The following is a 25,093-nucleotide window of genomic DNA, read 5'->3' on the forward strand; positions in this document are numbered from 1 at the left end:
GGACGCGCGACCGTAGACGCAAACAGGGGCCTTTTTCAATGGTTGGAGGCAGCGGCGGATCGCAGCATCGGGTGGGGCGCACTCCCCGCTCCGGGCTTTGCCGAAGCGGGGAGTGCGCGCGTCCGGTCAGTGATGCGCCCCGGCGACGCCGCCGCGGCCATCGGGCACGCCGATGCTGACATTCTGCATCATGCCCTGGTCCTCATGGTCGAGGATGTGGCAGTGCAGCACATACGCGCCGATGAAGCGCTCGTAGCGGGTGCGGACCGTCACCTTGTAGACGCCCTTCGGCGGCTCGGTGGAGGTCAGCGCGCTGCTGTTGTCGCTCTTCACCCAGATGGTGTCCTTCCACACCCCCTTCATGCCGGCATAGTCCGGGTCGCCGGACCCGGGCTCGCTGACGTCGCGCCCGTCGGGACCGATGACCGAGACGATCTGGAACGGGTTGACGTGAATGTGGAAGGGATGGCTGACGAAGTAGGAGGCCAGTTCCCACTGCTGGGCGGTGCCCAGCACCACCGGCCGGTTGTCCAGGTCCGGCCGGTAGGCGGCGGCCCCCTTCGGGCCGTAGGTGCCGTCAGGATTCTCAACCACCTCGAAGCTGTCGGCGACCTGGAACAGCGGGTTGGTGCGCTTGCCCCCGTCCGGCGGCAGGTTGATGAAGAAGGTCAGCTCCTGTTTGGGCTGGTGCATCACCTCATGCTCGGTGATCGGCCGGTGGGCAGTGAACTTCGAGAAGCGCGGGCAATAGGGGGTGTCGGCCATCGTCTTGGCGAAGCAGCGGGCGGTCAGCCCGTCGATGACCTCCTTGGCGACCGAGGGCGCGTATTTGGTCGCGTTGACCGTCAGCCGGCGGATGGTCTCCTTCACCGGATCCTTGACGACGCGGTCGCCCTTCACCCGGACGAAGCCGAGCACGCCGGTGGAGGTGGCGGTCTGGTCGGGGCTGGCATTGGCGGCGGACGGCTTGTTGATGACGCAGTAGATGCCGGGTTCGGGGAAGTTGACCAGCAGATCGTCGCGGTAGCCCGGCTGCATCGGCACGCTGGTGCGCACCTGCCCTTCCTCCATGGTCAGCCCGTCGGAGGCCGCGAGGATGTAGGGCACCGGCTGCCCGACGCAGCGCTCCTTGGCGAAGCGGTCCTGGCCGGCGGCCGACAGGGTCTTCTCGCTCTGGAAGAAGCCGGTCGGGTCGAGCTTGCGGAACTCCACCGTGATGGGGGAGCGGACGCCGCCATGGATCAGGCGCCAGCGTTCCGGCTCGCCGGTCCTGGCGTTGGCGAACATCGGACGGACGCGGCCGTTGACGGTGGTGAAGCGCCCGGACTGCTCCCAGGTGCCCGGACCGAACTGGTCGTAGGACACGACCTCGCCCACCTCGCCCGGCGCGCAGCTCCAGTCGATGGAGCCGTCGGCGTTGATCTTCAGCTTGCCGTCCTTGGTGCAGGCATAGGGGATCTGCTCGAACAGCAGGACCCGGTCGGTCATCGCCACGCCTTTGGGGCTGGTCAGCAGGGTGTCGAGATCGCCGTTCGCCTCGCGCGTCGGCGGACGGTCGCCGCGGATGATCAGCGCGCCGGCCATGCCGCTGCCGACCTGGAGGGCGGTCGAGCCGTGGCGGTGCGGGTGATACCAGAAGGTGCCGGCCGGATGATCGGCCGGAATGTTGTACTCATATTCAAAATCGACGCCCGGATTGAGCGAGATCAGCACATTGTCGCTGTTGCCGGTCGGGCTGACCCAGACGCCGTGGCTGTGCAGGTTGGTGCCATTGAAGCAGTGCGGCTTGTTGATGTCCGCCGCCGGCTGGTCGGTGCAGTTGGGATCGGCCGGCAGCTGGTTGTGCAGCTTGATGCGCACCGTATCGCCCGGCGTCGCTTCGATGGTCGGGGCGACATAGGGATGGTTGGGATCGACGTTGGTGCCGCGGTAGCTGCGCAGCCGCACGGCGTCGGGACGGCCCTGGGCCGGGTTGCGGATATAGCCGTCGGTGAAGGACACGAACAGGTCGTAATTGCGCGCCTGCCCGGTGTGCGGACGGGCGGTCGCCTGCGGCTGGCGCATCAGGAGAGAGCCGACGCGCGGCGATTCGGAATTGGTCAGCAGCGGCGGATTGCCGATGGCTTCGCCGGCCGGCTCCGCACCGTCCTTCGCGGCGGTGGCGGCCAGCGCGCCTGAGGCGTCACCCAGCGCCAAGGGCATCAACAGGCCAAACAAATATGCATGTTTCATGAAATACTCCCTCCGTAACGTCCTATATCGGGAGATATGATTCCTGATAATTGATTTTTGCAACGATGGCACACGCATAAACATATGCCGCCCCGCCCGGATGCGGCCGGAACGGAGGGCCCTGAATCGACAGGGGACGAAGCGGCTGGCGCAATGCAGGGTGGCGCAGCACAATTCATCACCGCTTATTGCTTGCCTGTGCCGCGGAATTCCGCTCATTGCTGCAACCGTGACGGCGAAGCGCCGCCGTGACGCAGCGTTTTGCGCAAGACCCGCCCGACCAGCCGGACCGAACGCGACATCATGAGCGACTCCCCCATTCGGAAGCCCTCCACTGGCCCCGTTCCAAACCCCGGCCGGAGCCTGATCGCATCGGCGATGATCGGGCTGATCGCGGGTATCGACAATCTGGGCAACGGGCTGGCGATTGCAGCACTGCTGTTCACCGGGCCGCTGGCGGCCGGGCTGGGCGCCGGGGTCGGCGTGGTGCTGCTGAGCGCCGCCATCCTGGCGCTGCTGGTCTCCCTGCGCAGCACGCAGCCGAATTCCGTCGCGCTGGTGCAGGAGACCGGCGTCGCCATCCTGGCCTCCACCGTCGCCACCATGGCCGCCGGGCTGGAGGATGCGCCGGAGGGGGTGAGGATCGCCACCGCCTTCGCCATCCTGGGCGGCAGCACGCTGGTGACCGGGCTGCTGTTCTGGAGTGTGGGACGGCTTCGGCTGGGGCGGCTGGTGCGCTTCTTTCCCCACCCGGTGGTGGCAGGATTCCTCGCCGGGTCGGGCTGGCTTCTGGTGGAAGGCGCGCTGGCGATGGTCAGCGGACGCCATGGGCTGGGCGCCGGCATCGCCGGACTGGCGGCACCGATGGTGGCGGTCACCGCGGCGGCGGCGGTCGGGCTGGCCGGACTGCTGGTGCTGGCGATGCGGCGCAGCGACAGCCCCTTCGCCATGCCGCTGGTCCTGCTGGCCGCGGCGCTGGCCTTCCATGCCGGGCTGCCCCTGCTGGGGGTGACGGCGGAGCAGGCGCGCGGCTGGGGCTGGCTGCCCGGCGTGGCCGGCGGCGGCGGGTTCAGCCTGCCGGTGCCAACGGAGGTTCTGGCGCTGGCCGATTGGGGCCGGGTGGCGGCGGCGCTGCCGGCGATGGTCTCGGTCGCGGTGCTGGGCATGCTGGGCCTTCTGCTGAATGTCAGCGGGATCGAGCTGGCGCAGGGGGAATCGGCGCAGGGCCGCGACATCGACGCCGACGCCGAGCTGCGCAGCACCGGGGCGGCCAATTTGCTGGCGGGCGCGCTGGGCGGTCCGTCCGGCTATGTCGGGCTGGGCATGACGCTGCTGGCCGGGCGGATGGGCGCCAGCGGACGCGGCGCCGGGCTGGCGACCGCGGCGGTGATCCTCGGCGGGCTGTTCGTCGCGGGGTGGCTGGTGTCGGTGACGCCGGTGTTCCTGACCGCCGGGCTGATCCTGTTCCTCGGCGTCGAGCTGTTGCAGGAGTGGCTGATCGACGCGCGCCGCCGGCTGCCGCGGACGGAGTGGCTGATCGTGCTGGCCGTGGTGCTGGCGATTGCCGGGATCGGCTTCATGGAGGGGTTGGCGCTGGGTCTGGCGGTGTCGCTGGCGATGTTCGTCTACAGCTATTCCCGGCTGCCGGTGATCCGCGGCCGGCACAGCGGGGCGGAGCTGCGCAGCCGGGTCGACCGCAGCCCGGCGGCCAGCCTGCATCTGACCGGCGCCGGTGCGGCCATCGAGGCGATGCAGTTGCAGGGCTATCTGTTCTTCGGCACCGCCGAGCAGATCGTCGGGCCGGTGCGCGACCGGCTGGAGCGGGCGGGCGGGCAGATGGGCGGACAGGCCGGTGCGCAGCCTCTGCGCTTCCTGATCATCGACTTCCGCCACATCAAGGGCATGGATTCGGCCGCCGCCGGGGTGTTCCGCCGCATCCGCAACCTGATCGGGGCGGCCGGCGCCACGCTGGTGCTGAGCGCCCTGCCCGACGCGGTGGAGGACGCCTTCCGCAGCTGCGGCCTGGATCCCGACCGCGACCCGGTGCTGCGCCGCGCCCCCGACCTCGACCATGCGCTGGAATCCTGCGAGGAGGCGCTGCTGGCCCAGAGTAGCGCGGATGGCGGCGGAGCCGACGCGCCGCTGCTGCGCCATCTGGAGGCGATGACCGGGCCGCACCCGCGGCTGGCCGATGCGGTGGCGGCGCTGGACACCCTGCATCTGGAGCCGGACGAGGTGCTGATCCGCGCCGGCGAGGCGGCCAGCGACGTCTTCATCATCGGGCGCGGCCGGGTGAAGGTGCAGATCGCCCTGCCCGACGGCCGCAGCCTGCGCCTGCGCACCATGACCGCCGGGGCGGTGGTGGGCGAGATCGCCCTGTTGCTTGGCCAGACCCGCGGCGCCGACGTGGTGGTGGAAACCCCCGCCACCATCCACCGGCTGACCGCGGCGACGCTCGCCCGGCTGGAGCGCGAGGATCCGGAACTGGCGCTGGTCCTGCACCGCATCCTGGCGACCACGCTGGCGCAGAAGGTGACGCTGGCGAACCGGCTGATCGAACAGGCGGCGGTGTGAGCCGGCGGTCTGGGGTTGCGGTTTGGGGCGGATGGAACGTGTGAAACGCCGTGAACCGCTTTCCGGGCGGCGTTCCACTGTCGCATCCGCTCAGCGGCGGCGGGGAAACGCCCCTGCCCCGCCCTGGCGCTCCAGGGCCGAGCCGAGATTGGGATAGGGATCGTCGGGGTTGAAGGTCCAGGGATAGGCCCCCTTCGGCCCTTCCGCCTCCGGACGGGCGACGATGGCGGCGATCACCTTGGGGTCGGGCGGGGTATGCTCGCGGATCGCGCCGGGGATGCTGTCGTCGTCGAGACCGGGGAGCGGGGCGGCGACTTCAGCGGCAGTGGCCGGGGGCGCCGACTGGTCCTGCCGGGCGGCGGCCTGCTTGTCGGCCGCTTGCTTGTCGGCGGTCTGCCGGGCAGCAAGATCGTCGAAGTCCCTGAACAGGCCGAGCCGCTCGGCCAGCCAGCGCACGGTGGAGGGATCGCCGGCGGAGACCAGCCGCTCGATCTGCTCGGTCACCAGGGCGCGCAGCGAGCCGAGCCGAAGCTCCGACTCCCGGTTCAGCGCCTGCCGCTCCCACCAGACGCGATGGCGGAAGGCCTGCGAGCCGTAATAGGCCCGCCACAGCGTGGTGCGGCTGCACCCCATGGCGCGGGCGACCTGCTGGAAGGACGCGCCGCGCGCCAGCATGCCGGCGGCCATCACCCACTGTTCCTCGTGGAAGCGCGAACCGGGGACGAGCGAGCCTTCGGGCGGAACCGGCGGCTCCTCGGCCCAGCGGGGGAAGCGGTCGGCGGGGTGGGCGGTGGGGGACAGGCAGTCGGGCATGGGGCGTCTCCTGGGGGCGGTGGGTGGACGCTCCTATTTCAGCGGCGTTTTGCGGATTATGATAGGATAATTTTCATATTTTGGTTTGATTCTGCCTTCCACTGGGTGAGATGCGCGGCGACGCTGTGATGCGGGCATGGAGAAGTCGCGGGCAGCATATTTTCGGGCACAGGCACAAGGTTGATACAGTCATCCTATCGACGATCATATGCGAGATTGCAGGCGGATTGACAACGCCATATACGCCGTTACTCTATGGCGATCATCCACTAATGGTATACGTGTGTGCAGAAATGGATAAGAAAACCAAAGGCGCCTGGATTCTGTCTCAATCTAAAAGCCTCGATCTTGTAACGGGTGAGGGGGCGGCTCGCTTAGAAAATATATCCTATTCCGGAAAAATCGGGCGCCTTTACAATCTAATTAGAAGGAATATGCCGGATGCGATCTCACCGACCATCAATAAAGATGCAGTGCTGAGAGCATGTCAGTTAAATGGAATTGACCGATCAACACGTGAAACTGGTCTCAAAATTCTAAAGGACATGGGCCGAATCGATGTATCAGGTGATGGCTCTGTTTGCGTTCTTGGTGCTAACAGCACCGCTGTATTAGAAGTTACTGCTGAAATTTTTGCAAGCTCATCCCCAACCACTGATGAAGAGGCAGTCTTAGAGTTATCAAACAAAGTCTCTGAGCGACCAGTTGCAAGAATAGAAGCAGAAGAATACATCGGAGATTCTTTTAAGATAAGAAAGGATAGCTTAAGTAACTTAGTGGATCTTTGCAAATTAAGCGCAATTATCGATGAAGAAAAAGATCGAGATAAATCTATCCTTTTTAATTCAAATACTTTTAGAGATGGCAGTTATGCACGTAAAACATACTTGATAATTCAAGGGCTTCCTAAATCAGATGCTGCCACATTAAGCGAGATACAGGAAAGGTTAGCGAAGGAAGGTGCGCTGCATGAGTCTACCGTGGAAGACGTAATTGGAGCAGATCTTTTTAGAAGGTTGCTTAGCGTTGGATTTTTTGATCGTCTTGAAGTTAGCAATAGCGATGAATCTGTAGGATATATAACTTCCCCCAACGACTTTCAAAGATTTGGTAGACCGTTTGAAGAGGATCCAATAGACGATGCAAAAGCTCTCTTGGCATCTCTAACATACGGAAGGACTCGAAGCACATATTTGCGTGGCTCCATCACGATGCCTGACGCTCTGCTAAGCGCACTAATTGATGGAAGAGAAATCGGGAAAAATGGTGTAAAGGCTATAGGGGAAGATTATCACGAACTTGAAGCGCGGCAAGTGGTAAAGGTTACTAAGCGCAGCAACGATCGGTACACCATGAAGCTTCTTAAGAAAGATGTTGGTGAACTAGCTCTATCAATTATTCGGGGAACAGGCGCAGCACAGGGAGCACTTTTATTGGGTGGAGTGGCAGCAAGTGGGTTTAGAGGTCCACATGACGTGAGAACGTCTATCAGACCAAAGAATACTGCAAATGATAAAAAATTCGTAGCAGAGGCGCTCGACCGGCTAAGGAGTGAAGGGTAAAATGGCTATAAGGAAAGGAAGTGATCTCGAAGAGCTGGTCCGCGCCTATTTCTCGCGACAGGGTTTCTTTGCTCTTCGTAGCGTTTCTTACCGTTATGATGAAGAAGAAGTTACGGACATTGATGTATGGCTTTATAGTCGGCAATCAGCAAGCGTCCGTACAAAGATCATAGTTGATGCTAAAGACAAAAAGTCTCCAAAGGCTTTTGAGAGAATATTGTGGACCAAGGGCATGCAGATAGCTCTTGGGTGTGATCGGGCTATTGTTGCCACAACCGACTGCAATCCAAAAGTTGTCCAATTCGCACAACAACAAAAAGTTTCCATACTAAATAAGGGTTTTCTCGAAAAACTTGAGAGGGGAATTGAGACAAAAGGTCGGCTTACCCTTGAACAATTCATCGAAAACATTCAGACTTATCAGTCTCACAAGCAGGATGGAGATTGGCTAAAACGTATCTCTGACGCTAAATCGTCCTTAGCAAGCCTTCATGGATTTCCCGCTTTTAATAAAGCGATGTCTTCTTTCCGTTTTTTTTCTGAACGTGCGGAAACAAGACCTCATCATAGAGAGCAGGCTATACGCTGTGCATTCTTGTCAGCTGCTATCGGATGCATTGCACTAGATTCAGCATTAGAAAGAGTAATCTATGAGGACCATCACGTTCGTTACAACTCTATCCTTAAAGGTGTGACTTATGGAGATGCGGGAGACGCTCGCACGCAAAAAAGTATAGAGACGGTATTGAATATTATATCTCGTGGCGTAGAGAATGGCAGAGTCATAGCAAAGCAAGCAAGGGATGGCATACATGGAATTTTTGAAGGAATAAGGGCAGAAATAATTGCCGAGACATTTTCCAGAGAACAGAACGCCGCAATGCTATTCAGTGTAGCAAGAGAGCTCGACAACAAAGCCTTCGGATCTGAACCCAAAGCTCTTTTAGAGCTAAGCAAAGACGCGAAGTCTATTATCGGAATTTTCGCGGATTTCGTCGAAATAGGGAGAAAATATCTATTAACCCCACCCCAAGAGATAGAAAAAAATGAAAGCAGCGACACTAAGGAGCAGGAACAAATGGGAATGGCCATGCCCCAAAGCGGCAAGAGCGCACCGGATATAAGCCAAGGAGAAGAGCAGAAAAAGTTGTTCTAATCTATTGGAGATTCCCTCTCACCTCCCCAACTCCCGCATAGCCCCGTCCAGCCCCTCCAGCGTCAGTGGGAACATGCGTCCTCCCATCAGGCGCTGGAGCAGGCGGGTGCTTTCCGAGTAGTCCCAATATTGCGGCGCGGTCGGGTTCAGCCATACCGCCTTGGCGTAGACCGACAGCAGGCGCTGCATCCACACCTGTCCGGCCTCCTCGTTCCAATGCTCGACGCTGCCGCCGGGATAGACGATCTCGTAGGGGCTCATGGCGGCGTCGCCGACGAAGACCAGCTTGTAGTCGGCGGGATAGGTGTGCAGCACGTCCCAGGTGGACAGGCGCTCGGTGTGGCGGCGGGCGTTGTCGCGCCAGACGCCCTCATAGACGCAGTTGTGGAAGTAGAAGTGCTCCAGATGCTTGAACTCGCTGCGGGCGGCGGAGAACAGCTCCTCCACGAGGCGGATGTGGTCGTCCATCGAACCGCCGATGTCGAGGAACAGCAGCACCTTGATCGTGTTGTGCCGCTCCGGGACCATCTTCAGGTCGAGCCAGCCGGCGTTGTTGGCGGTGGCGCGGATGGTGCCGGGCAGGTCCAGCTCGCTGGCCGCCCCGCTGCGGGCGAACTTGCGCAGGCGGCGCAGCGCCACCTTGATGTTGCGGGTGCCGATCTCCACCCGGTCGTCGAGATTCCTGAACTCGCGGCGGTCCCACACCTTGACGGCGCGGCGGTGGCGGCTCTCGTGCTGGCCGATGCGCACGCCCTCCGGATTGTAGCCGTAGGCGCCGAAGGGTGAGGTGCCGGCGGTGCCGATCCATTTCGATCCGCCCTGGTGCCGGCCCTTCTGCTCGGCCAGACGCTGGGCCAGCGTCTCCATCAACTTGTCCCAGCCGCCGAGTGCTGCGACCTGCGCCTTCTCCTCGTCGGTCAGGAAGCGTTCGGCCAGCTTGCGCAGCCACTCCTCCGGCAGGTCGGTGACGGGGACCTCGTCGGCGGCCGGGGTGTCGTCGGTCAGGCCCTTGAAGGTGGCGCCGAAGACGCGGTCGAAGCGGTCGAGGTTGCGTTCGTCCTTAACCAAGCATGCACGACTGAGATAATAGAAATCCTCGACGCGGAAGGACGCGGTGCCCTGCTTCATGGCCTCCATGAGCGTCAGGTACTCCGTCAGCGAGACGGGCACGCCGGCCTTGCGCAGATCGAAGAAGAATGACGTGAACATGGGCGCGGTCCTTCGGCATCGGGAGTTCCCGGGGCGGAGAGTAAAGCAATGCCCCAGCCGAGAGAACAGCATGACCTTGCCAAACGCCTCATTGCCAAATTCCTCCTTGCCAGGCGCTCCCCTCCTCGATTTCGCCCGCGCGCTGGATTTCGCCGCGCACAAGCACATCGACCAGCGCCGCAAGGGCGTGCGCGCCGAGCCCTACGTCAACCATCTGTCGGAGGTCGCCCTGCTGGTGGCGGAGGCGACGGCGGGCAAGGATTCCGTCGTGGTGATTGCGGCGCTGCTGCACGACACGCTGGAGGACACCGACGCCAGCTATGAGGAGATCGAGCAGCTGTTCGGCACCGAGGTGGTGCAGGTCGTCGCCGAGACCACCGACGACAAGCGCATGTCGAAGGCCGAGCGCAAGCAGCACCAGATCGACGCCGCCCCCAAGGCCTCGACCCGCGCCAAGCTGGTGAAGCTCGCCGACAAGGTGTCGAACCTGCGCTCCATGGCGCACAGCCCGCCCGCCGACTGGCCGCTGTCGCGCAAGGTCGAGTATTTTGAATGGGCCCATGCGGTGGTCGCCGGCCTGCGCGGCACCGACGCCCGGCTGGAAGCGCTGTTCGACCGCGCCTATCACGACGGGCTGGCGGAGCTGCGCGGGCAGACGGTGTGAGGCGGAAGGGCGGTCGCCCGACCGCAGAGCCGTGTCGCCGCGGGCAACGATTCACACGGATTTTGACACGGATTACACGGATCGGGCCGCTCCTTGGGAGGGAATGTCCGGATATGGAGCGCGCTGAACCGGGGAGGTTCCGTGAAATCCGTTTTTAATCCGTGAAATCCGTGTCGATCTTGCCGGCATCGCCGATGCGTCGGGTTCAAGCGGGCGTTCGCCAGATTAAGCGGGCCGGATTGACATTGCGCAATGCGGCTCCATCACGGAAGTCTTATGGAGAAGGGACGACGCTGACGCCACCCGTGCCGCTGACGGCCGAGGAAAGATGCCATGTCCCTTCGCCAAGAAGACACCACCCTCACCCGCCGCCCGGACCCTGCCGGCAAACCGGCCGCGTCCTCCCATGCCGAGCCGCATGAGGAGCCGGGACGCCACTGGTTCATCAACCGGCCCAAGGTCTATGCCGCCGACGTGAAGGGCCGCTTCCGGCAGCTGAAATGGGCGGTGCTGATCGTCCTGCTGGCGGTCTACTACATCACGCCCTGGCTGCGCTGGGAACGCGGGCCGGGCATCCCGGACCAGGCGGTGCTGATCGACATGGTCGGGCGCCGCGCCTATTTCCTGTGGATCGAGATCTGGCCGCAGGAGGTCTATTACCTGACAGGCCTCCTGATCCTCGGCGCCTTCGGCATCTTCTTCGCCACCACGCTGGCCGGGCGCATCTGGTGCGGCTATGCCTGCCCGCAGACGGTGTGGACCGACCTGTTCATGTGGGTGGAGCGCAAGATCGAAGGCCCGCGCACCACCCGCATCCGGCTGGACAAGGCGCCGATGACCGGGGCCAAGCTGGCGCGCAAGACCGCCAAGCATGCGGCGTGGGTCGGCATCTCGCTGCTGACCGGCGGCGCCTGGGTGTTCTATTTCAACGACGCGCCGACGCTGATGGGCGAGCTGCTGCACGGGCAGATCACCAGCGGGGTGGCGACCTTCATCGCGCTGTTCAGCTTCACGACATATTTCTTCGCCGGCTGGGCGCGCGAGCAGATCTGCATCTATGTCTGCCCGTGGCGCAGCTTCCAGTCGGCGATGGTGGACGAGGACACCTTCCTCGTCACCTATGAGGACTGGCGCGGCGAAGGCCGGGCGCCGCTGCGCAAGTCGCAGAGCTGGGACGACCGGCAGGCGGCGGGCCTGGGCGACTGCATCGACTGCAAGCAGTGCGTCCATGTCTGCCCGACCGGCACCGACATCCGCGAGGGACAGCAGATCTCCTGCATCGGCTGCGGCCTGTGCGTCGATGCCTGCAACGACGTGATGCGGCAGATCGGCCGGCCCATCGATCTCGTGCGCTTCGACACCCAGTCGAACCAGATCGCCAAGATCGACGGCAAGCCGGAGCGGGTGAAGCTGGTGCGGCCGCGCACGGTGATCTACTCGCTGATCATGCTGATCGTGCTGTGCGCCATGGGCATCGCGCTGATGCTGCGGCCGACGCTGGACGTCAGCGTGCTGCGCGACCGGGCGCCGCTGTTCGTCATGCTGTCGGACGGGTCGGTGCAGAACGCCTATACCATCAAGGTGCTGAACAAGACGCACATCGCCCGCAGCTATGCGGTGAGTTTCGAGGGCTTGCGCGATGCGCATCTGTCGGTGGCCGGCTATGAAGCGGCCGGCAGCGGCGGCAGCCTGACGCTGACCGCGGAGGCGGATTCGGTGGCGACCTTCCGGGTGTTCGTGAAGGTGCCGGCGGCGGCGGTGAAGTCCGGGTCGACCGACGTGGCGGTGATCGCCAAGGATCTGGGCAGCGGCGAAGCCGGCAAGCACGCCAGCGTGTTCATGGCGCCGTAGACGGCTGTTTCCGGGGGTCCGTCCCCTCTCCCCCCAGGGAGAGGGTCAGGGTGAGGGGGGTGCGCGGCGGGACTTCGGGGGAGGTTCGGCATGTGGCTTCCCCTCACCCAGCCCTCTCCCCGGGGGGGAGAGGGTTACCGCTCCGAGGGAGAGGGTGTGTTTTACGCCCCCGTCACCTTCGTCCGCGTGCGCTTCACCGTCGCGGGCGGGGGAGCGTCGCCGGTGGGGTCGTCGAGTGCGCTCAGCAGCCGTTCCTTGATCTTGGACAGCTTGCCGTCATGCGTCACCTTCAGGCCGAAGACGTCCTTCACATAGAAGACGTCGATGGCCTTCTCGCCGAAGGTCGAGACCTTGGCCGAGCTGATCTGCAGGGTCAGGTTCGACAGGGCACGGGTCAGGTCGTAGAGCAGGCCGGGACGGTCGCGGCCGTTCACCTCGATCACCGTGTGGGTGGTCGAGGCGTTGTTGTCGATCAGCACGCGCGGCGGCACATGGAAGACACGGGTGCGGCTGGCATGGGGCGTGCGGCGGGTCGACAGCTCGTTCAGCGGCTTCAACTGGCCCGACAGCACCTTCTCGATCATCACCGACAGCTTGGCGAGCTTGTCGCCGCTCTCGAAGGCGCCGCCGCCGGCGGCGTCCTGCACCGAGAAGACGTCGAGCGCCATGCCGTTGGTCATGGTGAAGATGCGGGCATCGACGATGTCGGCGCCGCAGGCGGCCAGCGCCCCGGCGAGGCGGGAAAACAGGCCGCTGTGGTCGGTGGCGTAGATCGTCACCTCCGTCACCGCCCGTCCGCGGTCGACGCGGGTCTCCACCGTCAGCGGCCGCTGCGCCCGCTCCGCCTCGCGGACGATGCGGGCCTGATGGGCCAGCGTGTCGGTGTCGAAGGCCAGCCAGTAGCCGGGATAGCCCAGCCCCTTGTGATGCTCGAACGCCGCCTCGTCGAAGTCGGTCAGCTCGGCACGCAGGGCAGCCTGGGCGGCCTGGATGCGCCGGCCGCGGCCCTCCACCGTCATGCCGCCGGACATCAGCTCTTCGGAGCGGTTGTAGAGTTCGCGGAGAAGCGTGGCCTTCCAGTTGTTCCAGCGCTGCGGGCCCACCGCGCGGATGTCGGCGACCGTCAGCACCAGCAGCAGGCGCAGGCGCTCCGGCGACTGGACCAGCGCCACGAAGTCACGGACGGTCTTGTCGTCCTCCAGGTCGCGCTTGAAGGCGGTGTGCGACATGGCGAGGTGCCAGCGCACCAGCCACGCCACCGTCTCCGTCTCCTCCGCCGTCAATCCCAGGCGCGGGCAGAGCTTCTCGGCGACGCGGGCGCCCAGCACCGAATGGTCGCCGCCGCGGCCCTTGGCGATGTCGTGCAGCAGCACGGCGACATAGAGCGCCCGCTTCGACACCACCTTGTGGATCACCTCGGTGGACAGCGGCAGCTCGTCGGCATGATCGCCGGACGCGATCTTGTGCAGGATGCCGAGAGCGAACAGCGTGTGCTCGTCGACCGTATAGACATGGTACATGTCATACTGCATCTGCGCGACGACCCGGCCGAAGTCGGGGATGAAGCGGGCCATCACCCCGGCCTCGTTCATCCGGCGCAGCGTGATCTCCGGATCCTTCGGCCCGGTCAGGATGTCGAGGAAGAGCCGGTTGGCATCCGGATCGTTGCGCAGCTTCGGGCCGATGGCCGACAACGACCGGGTGATCGACCGGAGTGCGGCCGGGTGGATGTCGATGTCGTTCATCTGCGCGGTGTGGAACAGCCGGATCATGTCGATCGGCTGCTCCTTGAACTGCTTGTCGCTGCGGGCGTTCAGCCGCTCGCCGTCGACGATGAAGCCGTCCACGTCCTTGCGCCTTGCGACCGAGGCCAGGCGCAGCAGGTTGAACTTGGGCGGGCGCTTCGATTCCGCTTCGAGTGCGGCGCAGAAGATGCGCGTCAGGTCGCCGACATCCTTGGCGACCAGGAAGTAATGCTTCATGAAGCGCTCGACGCCCTTGGTGCCGGCATGGTCGGTGTAGCCCATGGCGGCACCGATGCTGGTCTGGACGTCGAAGGTCAGGCGGTCTTCCAGACGGCCGGTCAGGTAATGCAGGTGGCAGCGCGCGGTCCACAGGAAGTTCTGCGCCTTGGCGAAGCGCTGCGCCTCCTCCGGCGTCAGCACATGCTTGCCGACCAGCTCGTCCACCCCCTCGACCCGGTAGAGATACTTGGCGATCCAGAACAGGGTCTGGAGATCGCGCAAACCGCCCTTGCCGTCCTTCAGGTTGGGTTCCAGCACATAGCGGCTGTCGCCCATCTTCAGGTGGCGGTTGTCGCGCTCGGCCAGCTTGGCCTCGACGAATTCGGGACCGGATCCTGCGACGACCTCCTTGTCGTAGCGCTTGCGCAGCTCGGCGAACAGCTTGCCCGGCCCCCAGAGATAGCGGGATTCGAGGATCGCCGTGCGGATGGTGACGTCGGCCTTGGACTGGCGGATGCACTCGTCGATGCTGCGCACGGCATGGCCGACCTTCAGCCCGAGATCCCACAGGATGTAGAGCATGTATTCGACCACCTGCTCCACCCGCGGCGTGCGCTTGTAGGGCAGCAGGAACAGCAGGTCGATGTCGGAGAAGGGCGCCAGCTCGCCGCGGCCGTAGCCGCCGGTGGCCACCACGTCGAACACCTCGCCCGACGTCGGGTTGGCGGTGGGGAAGATGAAGCGGACGGTGAAGTCGGCCAGCGTGCCGACCACGCGGTCGGCGAGGTAGCAGTTCTCCCGCACGCACTGCTCGCCCGATCCGCCGGCATCGAAGCGCCGCCGCACCTCCGCCCTGCCCTCGGCCAGCGACTTGCGCAGGCAGGCGATCAGCGCCGGGCGCAGCTTGTCGCCGGTGCCGTGCTCGGCGACCAGATCCTCAAGCTCCCCCGACAGCTTGCGGCGGGAGATGATGGCGCGCTTGTTGGGGATGGCGGGCGCGGGCGACTCTGGCGGGGCCGGCGTCTTGGAGCGGGAGGACAGCATCGGTCAGGAAAAACCTCGGCGTTCGCGCGGTCCGGACGGGCCGCACCGTTCGCACTATAGCGTTAAAGCCATCAGGTAGCACGATCAGGTAGCGCGTCCAGGATCGAATCCCGGCGCAGGGCGCGGCCCGACCGATCCGCGCGGCGACCGGACCGCAGAAGTTGCGCGCCGACCGCGGCGACGGCCTCACTGCAAGGACGATCATCCATTGGCTGTCGCCTAACGGTGCCTATCGCTTTAGGGGAGGATTTCACTGGACCAATACCCCCTTTTTTAGTAAGAAAATTCGCTGCGCACGAGAAGGTTCCCGCAATTTACGTATCGATTTTCCAGTTCTGACGCTTTTCCTCAACTTTGCGGAGTCATTGGAAGATGAATGGCATGTCTCTGAAATTTTTGCAGAACTCCCTGCTTTCCTTGGCTCTCGTCGTTGGCCTTTCGGCCTGCAATCAGAATCGTGCCAACACCACGCTCGATTCCACCCCGGCCGCGCAAGCGCCGGTGAAAATCAATTTCTCCGCCATCAAGTTAAGGAACACCGTCAACCCCGAAGAAGTCATCCTGATCGACAACGGCCAGCAAAAATCGATGCAGTACCTCACGCCGCAGTTGCGGACGGCCGTGCGGGCCTTGGGTTTTGGTGGTGTCGGACAATATGCGGTGCTGAGAGGCGTTCGCGCGACGCTGCGCCTGACCGGCAAGCAGCCGATGTTCGTGATCGCCGTTCCCAGCAATGCCCAGCCCGAGAGCTACTTCACGCTGGCCAATTTCGCCGTGCGCGACAACGGAACCCGCGAGGTCATCGTCGGCGGCGGCTATATGAGCTACTCGACCGGCGTGAACAAGGACCGCGTCGTTCCGACCTCGGTCGAGAAGATGCCGGATCAATCGAAGGCCCCGAAAGGCTCCATCCTCTACGCGGTGGCGGTGAACGCTCCCCTGAACGAGGGCGAATACGCGATGATCTTCTACAACAGCCAAGTCCGCGCGATCGGTTTCGCTGCCGGCGCCATGGACAGCTACTTCGATTTCGGCGTGGACAAATAATCCGTTCGCGGCCGGCGAAATCGGGAGTCCTCGCGCCGATTGAAGTGATGGGACGAGGGAATCCAGATCAGGGGCCCGATCAGGGGCCCGATCAGGGGATTGATCCGGATTTCACTCGATGCCGCCCCTCGGGCTGGCGGTGCGGACTGCCGCCAGTTTCCGGAAAATGCCACCGAAACGCCGACGGGTGCGGCCCCGGCGTCAGGAGTGTGGGGAAGCGACCGCGTTCCCGACCCTCGGCGCCGGATCGGCGGGCACGAACGCCCGCACTGAAAAAAGCGCCACCGGCGCCGCTGATGCCGCCGGTTGTGACCGCCGTCACAGCGGCACCGCCATCGCGTCGTCAAACTGGTCCCGTGTGGAGCGTAATGCGGGAGACGGGCCATGACCGGCCGGACGAGCACGGGACGCGCGGCGGAGACGTCGCTGAAGGGACGGCGGGAGCTGGCGGCGCTGAACGACGCGCTGGCGCTGGCCGAACGCGGGCTGGGACGGCAGACGGTGGCGGCGCTGATGGCGCGGCTGCTGCGGGTGGCGGCGATGTTCCCGCGCTCGGTGGACGACACGCTGATGTGGCAGGTGACCGACCTCGTCACCGGCGACGACCTGTCGGACGGGGTGAAGCTGACGCTGATCCGCATGGGATGGGCGTCCATCGTCCAGGCGCAGTACCGGGCACACGGGCTGCGGATGGTCGACGCCCCGAAGCGCCGGCAGGCCGCCGCGGCGTGAGGTGAAGGGTCCGCGCAGGCCGGAGCCGGCAGGAACTGGCCGGCAAACCTTGCCCGGCGGCAGGCTCCGCCACCCTGGCGGGCGCCTCAAGCCCCTGGAACGGAAAGACTTCCCGTTCGGCGTTGAAATTGCATCGCGCACCGCACTGCCGGCAGGTGCTGTCCGGCGGCGGCGCAACCGACAGCGGGACCACCGCGATGCAAGTCAACGGCTACAGCGGCTATTCGAACTCCCTCTACACCCAGTCGCAGACGGCGGCCGAGCGCAAGGGCTGGGGCAGCAGTGCCGGGCCCACCACCGACACCGACGCGGTCAACGCCTTCCTGAAGGAATCGAAGAAGACCCCGGCCGAGCGGATCCGCGACGACTGGCTCGCCCGGCACAAGATGACCGAGGACGACCTCAAATCGATGCCGTCGGAGAAGCGGGAGGCGGTCGAGAAGGAAATCGCCGAGGAGCTGAAGCGGAAGCTGACCGGGCAGGATGCCAAGCGCGGCGCCGTGATGAACCTGACCGCCTGACGCCGCCTGCCTGACGCAGCCTCCTTATCCCCTGCCCGACCCTGCCGTTTCCGTCACGCGTCGCGGACGCTCACATGCACGTTGCCGCCGCCCTCGCGATCCAGCAGGGCGGAGGCCTGGGCCTCGCGCTCCGCCGTCTCCACCCGCACCCACAGGATGATGCCGCCGGCCTCCAGCGCGCGGGAGAACTCGTCGGGCTTGGGATGGCTGGTCAGCTCGTCCAGATAATCCTTGATCGCCACGCCGCCGACGCCGGCCGCGACCAGCGCCGCCAGCGCCGCCTCGATGGGGCCGCCGACGATGGCGATCAGGCCGGCGGTGGTCAGGGGGAAGGCGTATTTCAGCTCGCCCACCAGACCGGTCAGCGCCTCGTCGCGCGGCCGGTATTTCGGATCGGCGGCCTCCAGCGAGGTGTGGCTGGCCAGCACCGACAGGTCGGCGCGGTCGAAATCCGCCGCCAGCAGGGCCTCCACCGCGCGGTCGAACGCGGCGCGGGTGGCGAAGAGGGCAACGACCTCCCGCACCTCGGAAGAGGTGGCGGCGGGCACGGTCTGCCCGGTCGATTGCGTCATGATGGCCGTCTCCCTATTTTTGTGGTCGGAGGTTGGTCCGATCATTTCAGGACCGTCGCCGTGGTTTCGCGAGGCCCCACCCAATTTAGCGACCGACAGCGAGCAGCCGTCAACCGCAACGGGGACGCACCCGGAATCGCAGCCGCCCGACCACATGCAGGGGTCGTAACATAGGCCGGACAGTCAGCCGCCGAGCAGATGCTTGGCAACATAAGCCCGGGTGTCGGCGTCGACCTTCTGACTGTGCGACACCTCCTGAAGATATTTCACTGCCGCCGGGTCGCGGCCACGCCGAAGCCACAGGTCATTCCAGTGATCAGGGGCAAAGACGATGGTTTGGAAAAGGTCGGAACTGATCCGACCGGCGCGGCAAAGTTCGAGAAGGCGCCATGCAAGCCCCAGGAAACCCGCGTCGTCCAGCCCTTGCATGGCATAGCCGGCAATTTCCTTTTGAAGATCGCTGACAAAGGGATCCTCCAACAGGGCCAGTGTTTCGGCCAGATAGAGCCTGGGTTGCGCATGGATCGTTCGAAACTCCTCATACCGGGCTAACTCATCGGGAGAGGTAAGATCGACGATTCTGACTTCGATGCCTCGTATGGTAGTCCGAAGTTCTTTCATAGTTCTCTCGCTGGTGACGGTCGGCATGGCCGCAGGTTCGAGACGCGATTGGAAGTGAAACAGAAAGACCAACGTCAGACCCGCTGCGGAAATCGCCACCGCGACCGTCCACATTCGAATCCGCCTCCCGACGGCCCTATTGGCCAACATAGCGCCTGAATACGACGGTCCCCTTCTGGTCGTCGCGGAAGCCCCAGTCATTTTCCACCACCGACTTATCGGTCGCGCTGATCGTTTTCCCATCGCCGGAGACTATCCCGACATGCCCGCTCGCGCCGCCCGCATTCGAGGGGATTGCCGCGACATCGCCCGGTTGAGGATCTGTGACAACCACCCATCCCTGAATGGTATGCGACGGGTCTCCCCATTGACCTGCAAGCGGTGGATAGCTGACATATCCGAAGTTGCTTATGCTCCAGCGTGTTTCAAGCGGCACTTTTGCGCCAGCCTGGGTCAACGCATCATACACGAATAAATTGCATTTCCATTTTCCAGCCCCGCCATAAGGGGGCTTTTCCTTCATCTTCGCCCAGTCGGTGCTATCGACTTTTTCTTTCGCTGTTTCGACAATTTTCTGTTGCTGAGTTTGGGCACTCACGCAAGAAAGGATAGGTGGGTTATAAATCGGAGGTAAATAAATTTGTGAGTTAGAATATTTGAGAGACTCTTCTATGCATTTCCTCAGCTTTTCCTCACGCTCTGCATCTCCATTGTTCTCAGTTGGCATGTATTCCCCCCTGTATACCTTTGACTTTGACATTGGACGGGGGCGGTCGGAAACGCAGCAGAGCTGCGTCGAAAATACGCTCCATTTTCATCGGCAGTGGGTCGCGCAAAATGGAACGCAACCAATCCATTTCCGGCGCTGCAGCGAAATCTTCTCCAAACTCAAATATAAATGATAAAAAAAGAAACAAATCTCTCTCAGATCTCAGATCAAATGGCGCAGATTTTTCGATTACCCTGTCTACAATAATGCAATATTCATGATAAGAAATTCCAGATAATTTCTCTTTATTTGAGTTAGATAAGTAGTTAAATGTTCTCGTTCGGAAATTTTCTAGAGAACTTTTGTAAAATTCTTCTATTTGATTGAAAGTTATAGAAATCATTTTTCTTCACTAGGTTGTTTTGTTAAGTTTAAAAAATCCAAAAAATAGCAATCTTTCGAATGGGTGTACGCTTGGAGAGAGTGTAAAAATAAAAATAAGCGATATTGGTGTTCTTTGCAACAGGTTCGCAGAGCCACTCATGAACCTCTGCATGCCCGTATTCCGTCCTTCAATGTCATCAGGCGAATTGCAGCGGCTACAGGCAGCATTTCAAATAGTTTTTTTCTCGCCCTCTATCCCTCGGCTGCATATCCCGTGATAGGGTGCGCATCCGAAACAACACCCATCCAAGGCTCCGTGGTTCCCGTGTCCGACATCGCAGAAATCGTCATCCCGCCCGACGCCACCCCGATGATGGCGCAGTATCTGGAGATCAAGCAGGCGCATCCCGATTGCCTGCTGTTCTACCGGATGGGCGACTTCTACGAGATGTTCTTCGGGGATGCGGTCAATGCCGCGGCGGCGCTGGACATCGCATTGACCAAGCGCGGCCAGCATCTGGGCGAAGACATCCCGATGTGCGGCGTGCCGGTGCATTCCCACGAGAATTACCTGCAGCGCCTGATCCGCCAGGGCTTCCGCGTCGCCATCTGCGAGCAGATGGAAGACCCAGCCGAGGCGAAGAAGCGCGGGGGCAAATCGGTGGTGAAGCGCGGCGTCATCCGCATCGTCACCCCCGGCACCCTGACCGAGGACAGCCTGCTCGACGCCCGCTCCTCCAATTGGCTGGCGGCGGTGGCGGAGACGGCCGGCGGGCTGGGGCTGGCCTGGCTGGAGATGTCGACCGGCGAGCTGGTGGTGCAGCCGGTGGAGCGCACCGGACTTGGTGCGGCGCTGGGGCGTCTCGACCCGCAGGAGGTGCTGGTCTCGGAAAAGCTGAGCCAGACGCCGGAGCTGTTCGAGCTGTGGGGCGAATGGAAGTCGCGACTGACCATCCAGCCCACCCCGCGTTTCGACAGTGAGAACGGCAGGCAGCGGCTGCTGAGCCAGTATGGCGTCGGCACGCTCGACGCCTTCGGCACCTTCACGCGGGCGGAGGTCGCGGCGGCCGGTGCGCTGGTCGGCTATGTCGAGTTGACGCAGAAGGGGCGCGTGCCCCGGCTGTCGCCGCCGCGCCGGCTGGGGCCGGGTGCGGTGATGGAGATCGACGCTTCCACCGCGCGCAACCTGGAACTGACGCGGACGTTGAGCGGGGAGCGGCGCGGCAGCCTGCTCGCCACCATCGACCGCACGGTGACCGGAGCCGGGGCGCGGCTGCTCTGCGCCCACCTGACCTCGCCGCTGACCGATCCGGCCGCAATCGGCCGCCGGCTCGACATGGTGGAATTCGCGCTTACGGGCGAGCGGCTGCGCGGCGAGCTGCGCGGCGCCTTGCGGAGCTGCCCCGATCTGGAGCGCGCTCTGTCGCGGCTGACGCTGGGCCGGGGGGGCCCGCGCGATCTGGCGGCGATCCGCGACGGGCTGCGGCAGGCCGGGCTGATCAGGGAACTGCTGGCAGGATCCATGCCGCTGCCGGACGGGCTGGCGGCGCTGGACAAGCGGCTGGGCGCGCATTCGGAACTGGTCGACCAGCTGACCCAGGCGCTGGCGCCGGAGCTGCCGCTGCTGGCGCGCGACGGCGGCTTCATCGCCCGCAACTACAGCTATGCGCTGGACGAGCTGGTGACGCTGCGCGACGAGAGCCGGCGGCTGATCGCCGGATTGCAGGCGAAATATGCGGATATCGCCGGGGTGCCGTCGCTGAAGGTCAAGCACAACAACGTGCTGGGCTATCACATCGAGGTCACCGCTGCCCATGCCGACAAGCTGATGTCGGATAAGGGGCGCGAAGTGTTCATGCACCGCCAGACCATGGCGAACGCCGTGCGCTTCGGCACGGTGGAGCTGTCGGATCTGGAGCGCCGCATTTCGGAGGCCGCCGACAGGGCGCTGGCGGTGGAGCTGGAGCTGTTCGCCGGGCTGGTCGAGGTGGTCGCCGGCAAGGCCGACGCCATCGCGCAAGCCGCCCATGCGCTGGCGGCGCTGGACGTCGCCACCTCGCTGGCCGAACTGGCGGAGGAGCGGCGCTACAGCCGGCCGCTGGTCGACGACAGCCTCGCCTTCTCGATCAAGGGCGGGCGGCATCCGGTGGTGGAGGCGGTGCTGGACGCCGCCCATGGCGGGCCGTTCGTGGCGAACGATTGCGACCTGGCGCCGGACAACCGGCTGTGGCTGCTGACCGGTCCGAACATGGCCGGTAAATCGACCTTCCTGCGGCAGAACGCGCTGATCGCGATCCTGGCGCAGATGGGCGGCTTCGTGCCGGCGGAACAGGCCCATATCGGGGTGGTCGACCGGCTCTACAGCCGCGTCGGCGCCGCCGACGATCTGGCGCGCGGGCGCTCCACCTTCATGGTGGAGATGGTGGAAACGGCGGCGATCCTGAACCAGTCGGGCACGCGGGCGCTGGTGATCCTCGACGAGATCGGGCGCGGGACGGCGACCTTCGACGGGCTGTCGATCGCCTGGGCCTGTGTGGAGCATCTGCACGACGTGAATCGCTGCCGGGCGCTGTTCGCGACGCACTATCACGAGCTGACGATGCTGGCGTCGAAGCTGCCGGCGCTGTCCTGCCACACCATGCGCATCAAGGAATGGCAGGGCGACGTGGTGTTCCTGCACGAGGTGACGGCGGGGGCGGCGGACCGCAGCTATGGCATCCACGTCGCCAAGCTGGCCGGGCTGCCGCCGGCGGTGGTCGGGCGGGCCGACGAGGTGCTGAAGCTGCTGGAATCGGGCGACCAGAACGCGACGATCCACCGGCTGGCCGAGGATCTGCCGCTGTTCAGCGCGGCGCTGAAACGGCCGGCGAAGGTGGTGGCGGAGGTCGAGACGGCACCGGCCGGGCCGTCGGCGGTCGAGGTGGCGCTGGCGGGGATCGATCCGGACAGCTTGACGCCGAAGCAGGCACTGGAGGAGCTGTATCGGCTGCGCGGGATGGTAAGGTAAATCCCTTCTCCCCCCTGGGGAGAAGGTTAGGATGAGGGGGTTCGGCGCAGCCGAAGACATCCGGCAGGTGCATCCCCCTCACCCCGACCCTCTCCCCGGGGGGGGAGAGGGGGATTTAGGCAGTCGCTATTGCGCCTGAACCAACTCCCCGTGGCGCTCGCACCCGGCCTCGGCCAATTCCACGAAACGCTCGGTCACGTCGTCGGGCTGGGCGACCTTGGTCGGGTCCTCGCCGGGGAAGGCCTGGGTGCGCAGCTTGCTCGCCACCACGCCGGGGTCGAGCAGGTTGACGCGCAGGGTCGAGCCGGCGACCTCCATCGCATAGGTCTTCACGATCATCTCCAGCGCCGCCTTGCTGGCGCCGTAAGGCATCCAGTAATGGTGCGGCGCCTTGGCGGCGGCCGACGTCACGAAGATGGCGCGGCCGGTGCCCGACGCGCGCAGCAGCGGATCCATCGAACGGATCAGCCGGTAGTTCGCCGTCACGTTCAGGTCCATCACCCGTGACCACAGCTTCGGATCGTACTGGGCGACCGGACCCAGCGCCTCCAGCGCGCCGGCATTGCCGACGACCACGTCCAGCTTGCCGAAGCGCTGGTAGAGCGCATGGCCGAGCTGGTCGATCTTGTCGTAGTCGCGCAGGTCCATCGGCACCAGCGTCGCCGACTGGCCGGAGAGCTTCTGGATGGCGTCATCGGTCTCCTCCAGCCCGCCGACCGTGCGGGCGACCAGGACCAGATGGGCGCCTTCGGCGGCGAAACGCTTGGCGACGGCGGCGCCGATGCCGCGCGAGGCGCCGGTGACGAGGGCGATGCGGCCGGAGAGACGGGACATGGGGACGACTCGTTTCCTGGGATTATTGTTCGTTCACATATGAAAAACCCTCCCCCAGGACGGGAGAGGGTTTTTCGAGGTCAGGCGCGAACCGGGACGTTCGACTCGACCGGCGGCTGGTCCAGCGCGTCGGTCAGCGGGATCGGGTAATCGCCGGTGAAGCAGGCGTCGCAGTAGCCGAGCTTGGCCGGGTCGCGCTTCTCGTCGCCCATCGCGCGGTAGAGGCCGTCGAGCGAGATGAAGGCGAGGCTGTCGGCCTGGATGAACTCGCGCATCTGTTCCACCGTCATGCGGTGGGCCAGCAGCTTGCTCTGCTCCGGCGTGTCGATGCCGTAGAAGCAGGGGTGCGAGGTCGGCGGGCTGGAGATGCGCATGTGCACCTCCTTGGCCCCGGCGGCGCGCACCATCTCGACGATCTTCTTCGACGTGGTGCCGCGGACGATGCTGTCGTCCACCAGCACGACGCGCTTGCCCTCGATCATCGCACGGTTGGCGTTGTGCTTCAGCTTCACGCCGAGATGGCGGATCTGGTCGGTCGGCTCGATGAAGGTACGGCCGACATAATGGTTGCGGATGATGCCGAGGTCGAAGGGCACGCCGGCTTCCTGGGCATAGCCCAGCGCCGCGGGCACGCCGCTGTCCGGCACCGGCACGATCACGTCGGCGGGCACGCCGGCCTCGCGGGCCAGCTCGCGGCCGATGCGCTGGCGCGCCTCATAGACGGAGGTGCCTTCCATCACGCTGTCGGGGCGGGCGAAGTAGATGTATTCGAAGATGCACAGGCGGCGCTGCTGCGGCTGGAACGGGCGCAGGCTGTGGACGCCGCTGTCGTCGATGACGATCATCTCGCCCGGCTCGACGTCGCGGACATAGTCGGCGCCGACGATGTCGAAGGCACAGGTCTCGCTGGCCAGGATGTAGGTGTCGCCGAGCTTGCCAAGCACCAGCGGACGGACGCCAAGCGCGTCACGGACGCCGATGACCTCCTTGGAGGACAGCGCCACCAGGGAGAAGGCGCCCTCGACCTGCCGCACCGCCTCGATCAGCCGGTCGACCGGCGAACCGCCGCGGGCGGTCGCCATCAGGTGGACGATGACCTCGGTGTCGGTCGAGGACTGGAACAGGCAGCCGCGGCGGACCAGCTGGCGGCGCAGCACCTGGGCGTTGGTCAGGTTGCCGTTGTGCGCCAGCGCGAAGCCGCCGAACTCGAAGTCGGCGTAGAGCGGCTGGACGTTGCGGATCGAGGTGTCGCCGGTGGTGGCGTAGCGCACATGGCCGATGGCGCTGCCGCCCTTCAGCTTGGCGATGATCGCCTCGGAGCTGAAATGGTCGCCGACCAGGCCCAGCGTGTGCTGGAGGTGGAACCGGCCGCCGTCGAAGCTGACGATGCCCGCCGCCTCCTGCCCGCGGTGCTGCAGGGCATGCAGGCCCAGCGCCGTGATGGCGCCCGCCTGCGGGTTGCCGTAGATGCCGAACACGCCGCACTCTTCGCGCAGCTTGTCGTCGTCGAACGGATGCGTCGTCAGCATCACCAGAAGTCCTTCGTCCAAGAGGCGCCGTCGGCGCGCGTCAGCACATGCAACGGAAAAAACCACGG

Annotated in this window: 19 protein-coding genes; 9 read left to right on the forward strand and 10 right to left on the reverse strand. The window is 64.3% G+C overall.

The features are described 5' to 3' along the window. Positions 1–126: 126 nt before the first annotated feature. Entirely contained in the window at positions 127–2,232 is a 2,106-nt protein-coding gene (locus TSH64_RS25770) for a multicopper oxidase family protein (RefSeq protein WP_109449407.1), read from the reverse strand. Positions 2,233–2,535: 303 nt separating this feature from the next. Here TSH64_RS25770 and TSH64_RS25775 point away from each other — a divergent pair, with 303 nt between their 5' ends. After that, a complete protein-coding gene (locus tag TSH64_RS25775) occupies positions 2,536–4,806 on the forward strand; it encodes a SulP family inorganic anion transporter (RefSeq protein ID WP_199237665.1) in 2,271 nt (756 codons plus the stop codon). A gap of 90 nt (positions 4,807–4,896) precedes the next feature. Here the strand turns inward: TSH64_RS25775 and TSH64_RS25780 are convergent, their stop codons facing one another. Next, positions 4,897–5,619, reverse strand: a complete 723-nt coding sequence (locus TSH64_RS25780; RefSeq protein WP_109449409.1) for a hypothetical protein — start codon at positions 5,617–5,619, stop codon at positions 4,897–4,899. Positions 5,620–5,912: 293 nt separating this feature from the next. Here TSH64_RS25780 and TSH64_RS35425 point away from each other — a divergent pair, with 293 nt between their 5' ends. Together TSH64_RS35425 and TSH64_RS35430 are read left to right on the forward strand one after the other, a co-directional pair. After that, the gene (locus TSH64_RS35425; protein WP_146208071.1) at positions 5,913–7,181 is read left to right on the forward strand and encodes a hypothetical protein; all 1,269 of its coding nucleotides are present in this window, start codon (positions 5,913–5,915) and stop codon (positions 7,179–7,181) included. Position 7,182: 1 nt separating this feature from the next. After that, on the forward strand, positions 7,183–8,337 hold the full coding sequence (locus TSH64_RS35430) for a hypothetical protein (RefSeq protein WP_146208072.1): 1,155 nt from the start codon (positions 7,183–7,185) through the stop codon (positions 8,335–8,337). A gap of 18 nt (positions 8,338–8,355) precedes the next feature. On the opposite strand, the gene TSH64_RS25785 is transcribed toward TSH64_RS35430, so the two are convergent. Next, the gene (locus TSH64_RS25785; RefSeq protein ID WP_109449410.1) at positions 8,356–9,546 is read right to left on the reverse strand and encodes a VWA domain-containing protein; all 1,191 of its coding nucleotides are present in this window, start codon (positions 9,544–9,546) and stop codon (positions 8,356–8,358) included. Between the two features lie 106 nt (positions 9,547–9,652). Here TSH64_RS25785 and TSH64_RS25790 point away from each other — a divergent pair, with 106 nt between their 5' ends. Together TSH64_RS25790 and ccoG are read left to right on the forward strand one after the other, a co-directional pair. Beyond that, positions 9,653–10,210, forward strand: coding sequence for an HD domain-containing protein (locus TSH64_RS25790; RefSeq protein WP_247873152.1), 558 nt, complete (start codon positions 9,653–9,655; stop codon positions 10,208–10,210). Positions 10,211–10,543: 333 nt separating this feature from the next. Beyond that, positions 10,544–12,061, forward strand: coding sequence for a cytochrome c oxidase accessory protein CcoG (gene ccoG / locus TSH64_RS25795; RefSeq protein ID WP_109449412.1), 1,518 nt, complete (start codon positions 10,544–10,546; stop codon positions 12,059–12,061). 161 nt (positions 12,062–12,222) lie between these two features. Here ccoG and TSH64_RS25800 read toward each other — a convergent pair whose 3' ends face one another. Continuing rightward, entirely contained in the window at positions 12,223–15,069 is a 2,847-nt protein-coding gene (locus TSH64_RS25800; RefSeq protein ID WP_109449414.1) for a [protein-PII] uridylyltransferase, read from the reverse strand. 372 nt (positions 15,070–15,441) lie between these two features. Here TSH64_RS25800 and TSH64_RS25805 point away from each other — a divergent pair, with 372 nt between their 5' ends. The 3 genes from TSH64_RS25805 (at position 15,442) to TSH64_RS25815 (ending at position 17,369) form a co-directional block, all read left to right on the forward strand. Further along, complete coding sequence (locus TSH64_RS25805; RefSeq protein WP_146208073.1) at positions 15,442–16,116, forward strand: hypothetical protein; 675 nt, start codon at positions 15,442–15,444, stop codon at positions 16,114–16,116. A gap of 384 nt (positions 16,117–16,500) precedes the next feature. Further along, complete coding sequence (locus tag TSH64_RS25810) at positions 16,501–16,848, forward strand: hypothetical protein (RefSeq protein WP_109449418.1); 348 nt, start codon at positions 16,501–16,503, stop codon at positions 16,846–16,848. Positions 16,849–17,045: 197 nt separating this feature from the next. Next, positions 17,046–17,369: a hypothetical protein gene (locus tag TSH64_RS25815; protein WP_146208074.1), complete on the forward strand. Its 324-nt coding sequence runs from the start codon at positions 17,046–17,048 to the stop codon at positions 17,367–17,369. A gap of 53 nt (positions 17,370–17,422) precedes the next feature. Here TSH64_RS25815 and TSH64_RS25820 read toward each other — a convergent pair whose 3' ends face one another. From TSH64_RS25820 to TSH64_RS35695, 4 genes are all read right to left on the reverse strand, one after another. Beyond that, on the reverse strand, positions 17,423–17,941 hold the full coding sequence (locus TSH64_RS25820; RefSeq protein ID WP_109449420.1) for a hypothetical protein: 519 nt from the start codon (positions 17,939–17,941) through the stop codon (positions 17,423–17,425). Positions 17,942–18,124: 183 nt separating this feature from the next. Next, positions 18,125–18,676 carry a hypothetical protein gene (locus tag TSH64_RS25825; protein WP_109449421.1) on the reverse strand — a complete coding sequence of 184 codons (552 nt, stop codon included), beginning with the start codon at positions 18,674–18,676 and terminating at the stop codon, positions 18,125–18,127. A gap of 22 nt (positions 18,677–18,698) precedes the next feature. After that, complete coding sequence (locus TSH64_RS25830; RefSeq protein ID WP_158285413.1) at positions 18,699–19,289, reverse strand: CHAP domain-containing protein; 591 nt, start codon at positions 19,287–19,289, stop codon at positions 18,699–18,701. Then, positions 19,279–19,674 carry a hypothetical protein gene (locus TSH64_RS35695; RefSeq protein ID WP_158285414.1) on the reverse strand — a complete coding sequence of 132 codons (396 nt, stop codon included), beginning with the start codon at positions 19,672–19,674 and terminating at the stop codon, positions 19,279–19,281. Before TSH64_RS35695 ends, TSH64_RS25830 begins: the two co-directional genes overlap by 11 nt. A 351-nt stretch (positions 19,675–20,025) precedes the next feature. Between TSH64_RS35695 and mutS the strand changes: the two genes are divergently transcribed. Beyond that, positions 20,026–22,662, forward strand: coding sequence for a DNA mismatch repair protein MutS (gene mutS / locus TSH64_RS25835; RefSeq protein ID WP_109453042.1), 2,637 nt, complete (start codon positions 20,026–20,028; stop codon positions 22,660–22,662). A 126-nt stretch (positions 22,663–22,788) separates the two neighbouring features. Here the strand turns inward: mutS and TSH64_RS25840 are convergent, their stop codons facing one another. Together TSH64_RS25840 and purF are read right to left on the reverse strand one after the other, a co-directional pair. Beyond that, entirely contained in the window at positions 22,789–23,496 is a 708-nt protein-coding gene (locus TSH64_RS25840; RefSeq protein ID WP_109449424.1) for an SDR family NAD(P)-dependent oxidoreductase, read from the reverse strand. A gap of 80 nt (positions 23,497–23,576) precedes the next feature. Continuing rightward, the gene (gene purF, locus TSH64_RS25845) at positions 23,577–25,025 is read right to left on the reverse strand and encodes an amidophosphoribosyltransferase (RefSeq protein ID WP_199237667.1); all 1,449 of its coding nucleotides are present in this window, start codon (positions 25,023–25,025) and stop codon (positions 23,577–23,579) included. Positions 25,026–25,093 lie beyond the last annotated feature (68 nt).

This window comes from Azospirillum sp. TSH64, from assembly GCF_003116035.1.
GTDB lineage: Bacteria > Pseudomonadota > Alphaproteobacteria > Azospirillales > Azospirillaceae > Azospirillum.

Bases quoted from the DNA above. Each gene is read 5' to 3' on its own strand.
- TSH64_RS25770 (WP_109449407.1), bottom strand. From the start codon at position 2,232: ATGAAACATGCATATTTGTTTGGCCTGTTGATGCCCTTGGCGCTGGGT.
- TSH64_RS25775 (WP_199237665.1), top strand. From the start codon at position 2,536: ATGAGCGACTCCCCCATTCGGAAGCCCTCCACTGGCCCCGTTCCAAAC.
- TSH64_RS25780 (WP_109449409.1), bottom strand. From the start codon at position 5,619: ATGCCCGACTGCCTGTCCCCCACCGCCCACCCCGCCGACCGCTTCCCC.
- TSH64_RS35425 (WP_146208071.1), top strand. From the start codon at position 5,913: ATGGATAAGAAAACCAAAGGCGCCTGGATTCTGTCTCAATCTAAAAGC.
- TSH64_RS35430 (WP_146208072.1), top strand. From the start codon at position 7,183: ATGGCTATAAGGAAAGGAAGTGATCTCGAAGAGCTGGTCCGCGCCTAT.
- TSH64_RS25785 (WP_109449410.1), bottom strand. From the start codon at position 9,546: ATGTTCACGTCATTCTTCTTCGATCTGCGCAAGGCCGGCGTGCCCGTC.
- ccoG (WP_109449412.1), top strand. From the start codon at position 10,544: ATGTCCCTTCGCCAAGAAGACACCACCCTCACCCGCCGCCCGGACCCT.
- TSH64_RS25800 (WP_109449414.1), bottom strand. From the start codon at position 15,069: ATGCTGTCCTCCCGCTCCAAGACGCCGGCCCCGCCAGAGTCGCCCGCG.
- TSH64_RS25805 (WP_146208073.1), top strand. From the start codon at position 15,442: ATGAATGGCATGTCTCTGAAATTTTTGCAGAACTCCCTGCTTTCCTTG.
- TSH64_RS25810 (WP_109449418.1), top strand. From the start codon at position 16,501: ATGACCGGCCGGACGAGCACGGGACGCGCGGCGGAGACGTCGCTGAAG.
- TSH64_RS25815 (WP_146208074.1), top strand. From the start codon at position 17,046: ATGCAAGTCAACGGCTACAGCGGCTATTCGAACTCCCTCTACACCCAG.
- TSH64_RS25820 (WP_109449420.1), bottom strand. From the start codon at position 17,941: ATGACGCAATCGACCGGGCAGACCGTGCCCGCCGCCACCTCTTCCGAG.
- TSH64_RS25825 (WP_109449421.1), bottom strand. From the start codon at position 18,676: ATGTGGACGGTCGCGGTGGCGATTTCCGCAGCGGGTCTGACGTTGGTC.
- TSH64_RS25830 (WP_158285413.1), bottom strand. From the start codon at position 19,289: ATGCCAACTGAGAACAATGGAGATGCAGAGCGTGAGGAAAAGCTGAGG.
- TSH64_RS35695 (WP_158285414.1), bottom strand. From the start codon at position 19,674: ATGATTTCTATAACTTTCAATCAAATAGAAGAATTTTACAAAAGTTCT.
- mutS (WP_109453042.1), top strand. From the start codon at position 20,026: ATGATGGCGCAGTATCTGGAGATCAAGCAGGCGCATCCCGATTGCCTG.
- TSH64_RS25840 (WP_109449424.1), bottom strand. From the start codon at position 23,496: ATGTCCCGTCTCTCCGGCCGCATCGCCCTCGTCACCGGCGCCTCGCGC.
- purF (WP_199237667.1), bottom strand. From the start codon at position 25,025: ATGCTGACGACGCATCCGTTCGACGACGACAAGCTGCGCGAAGAGTGC.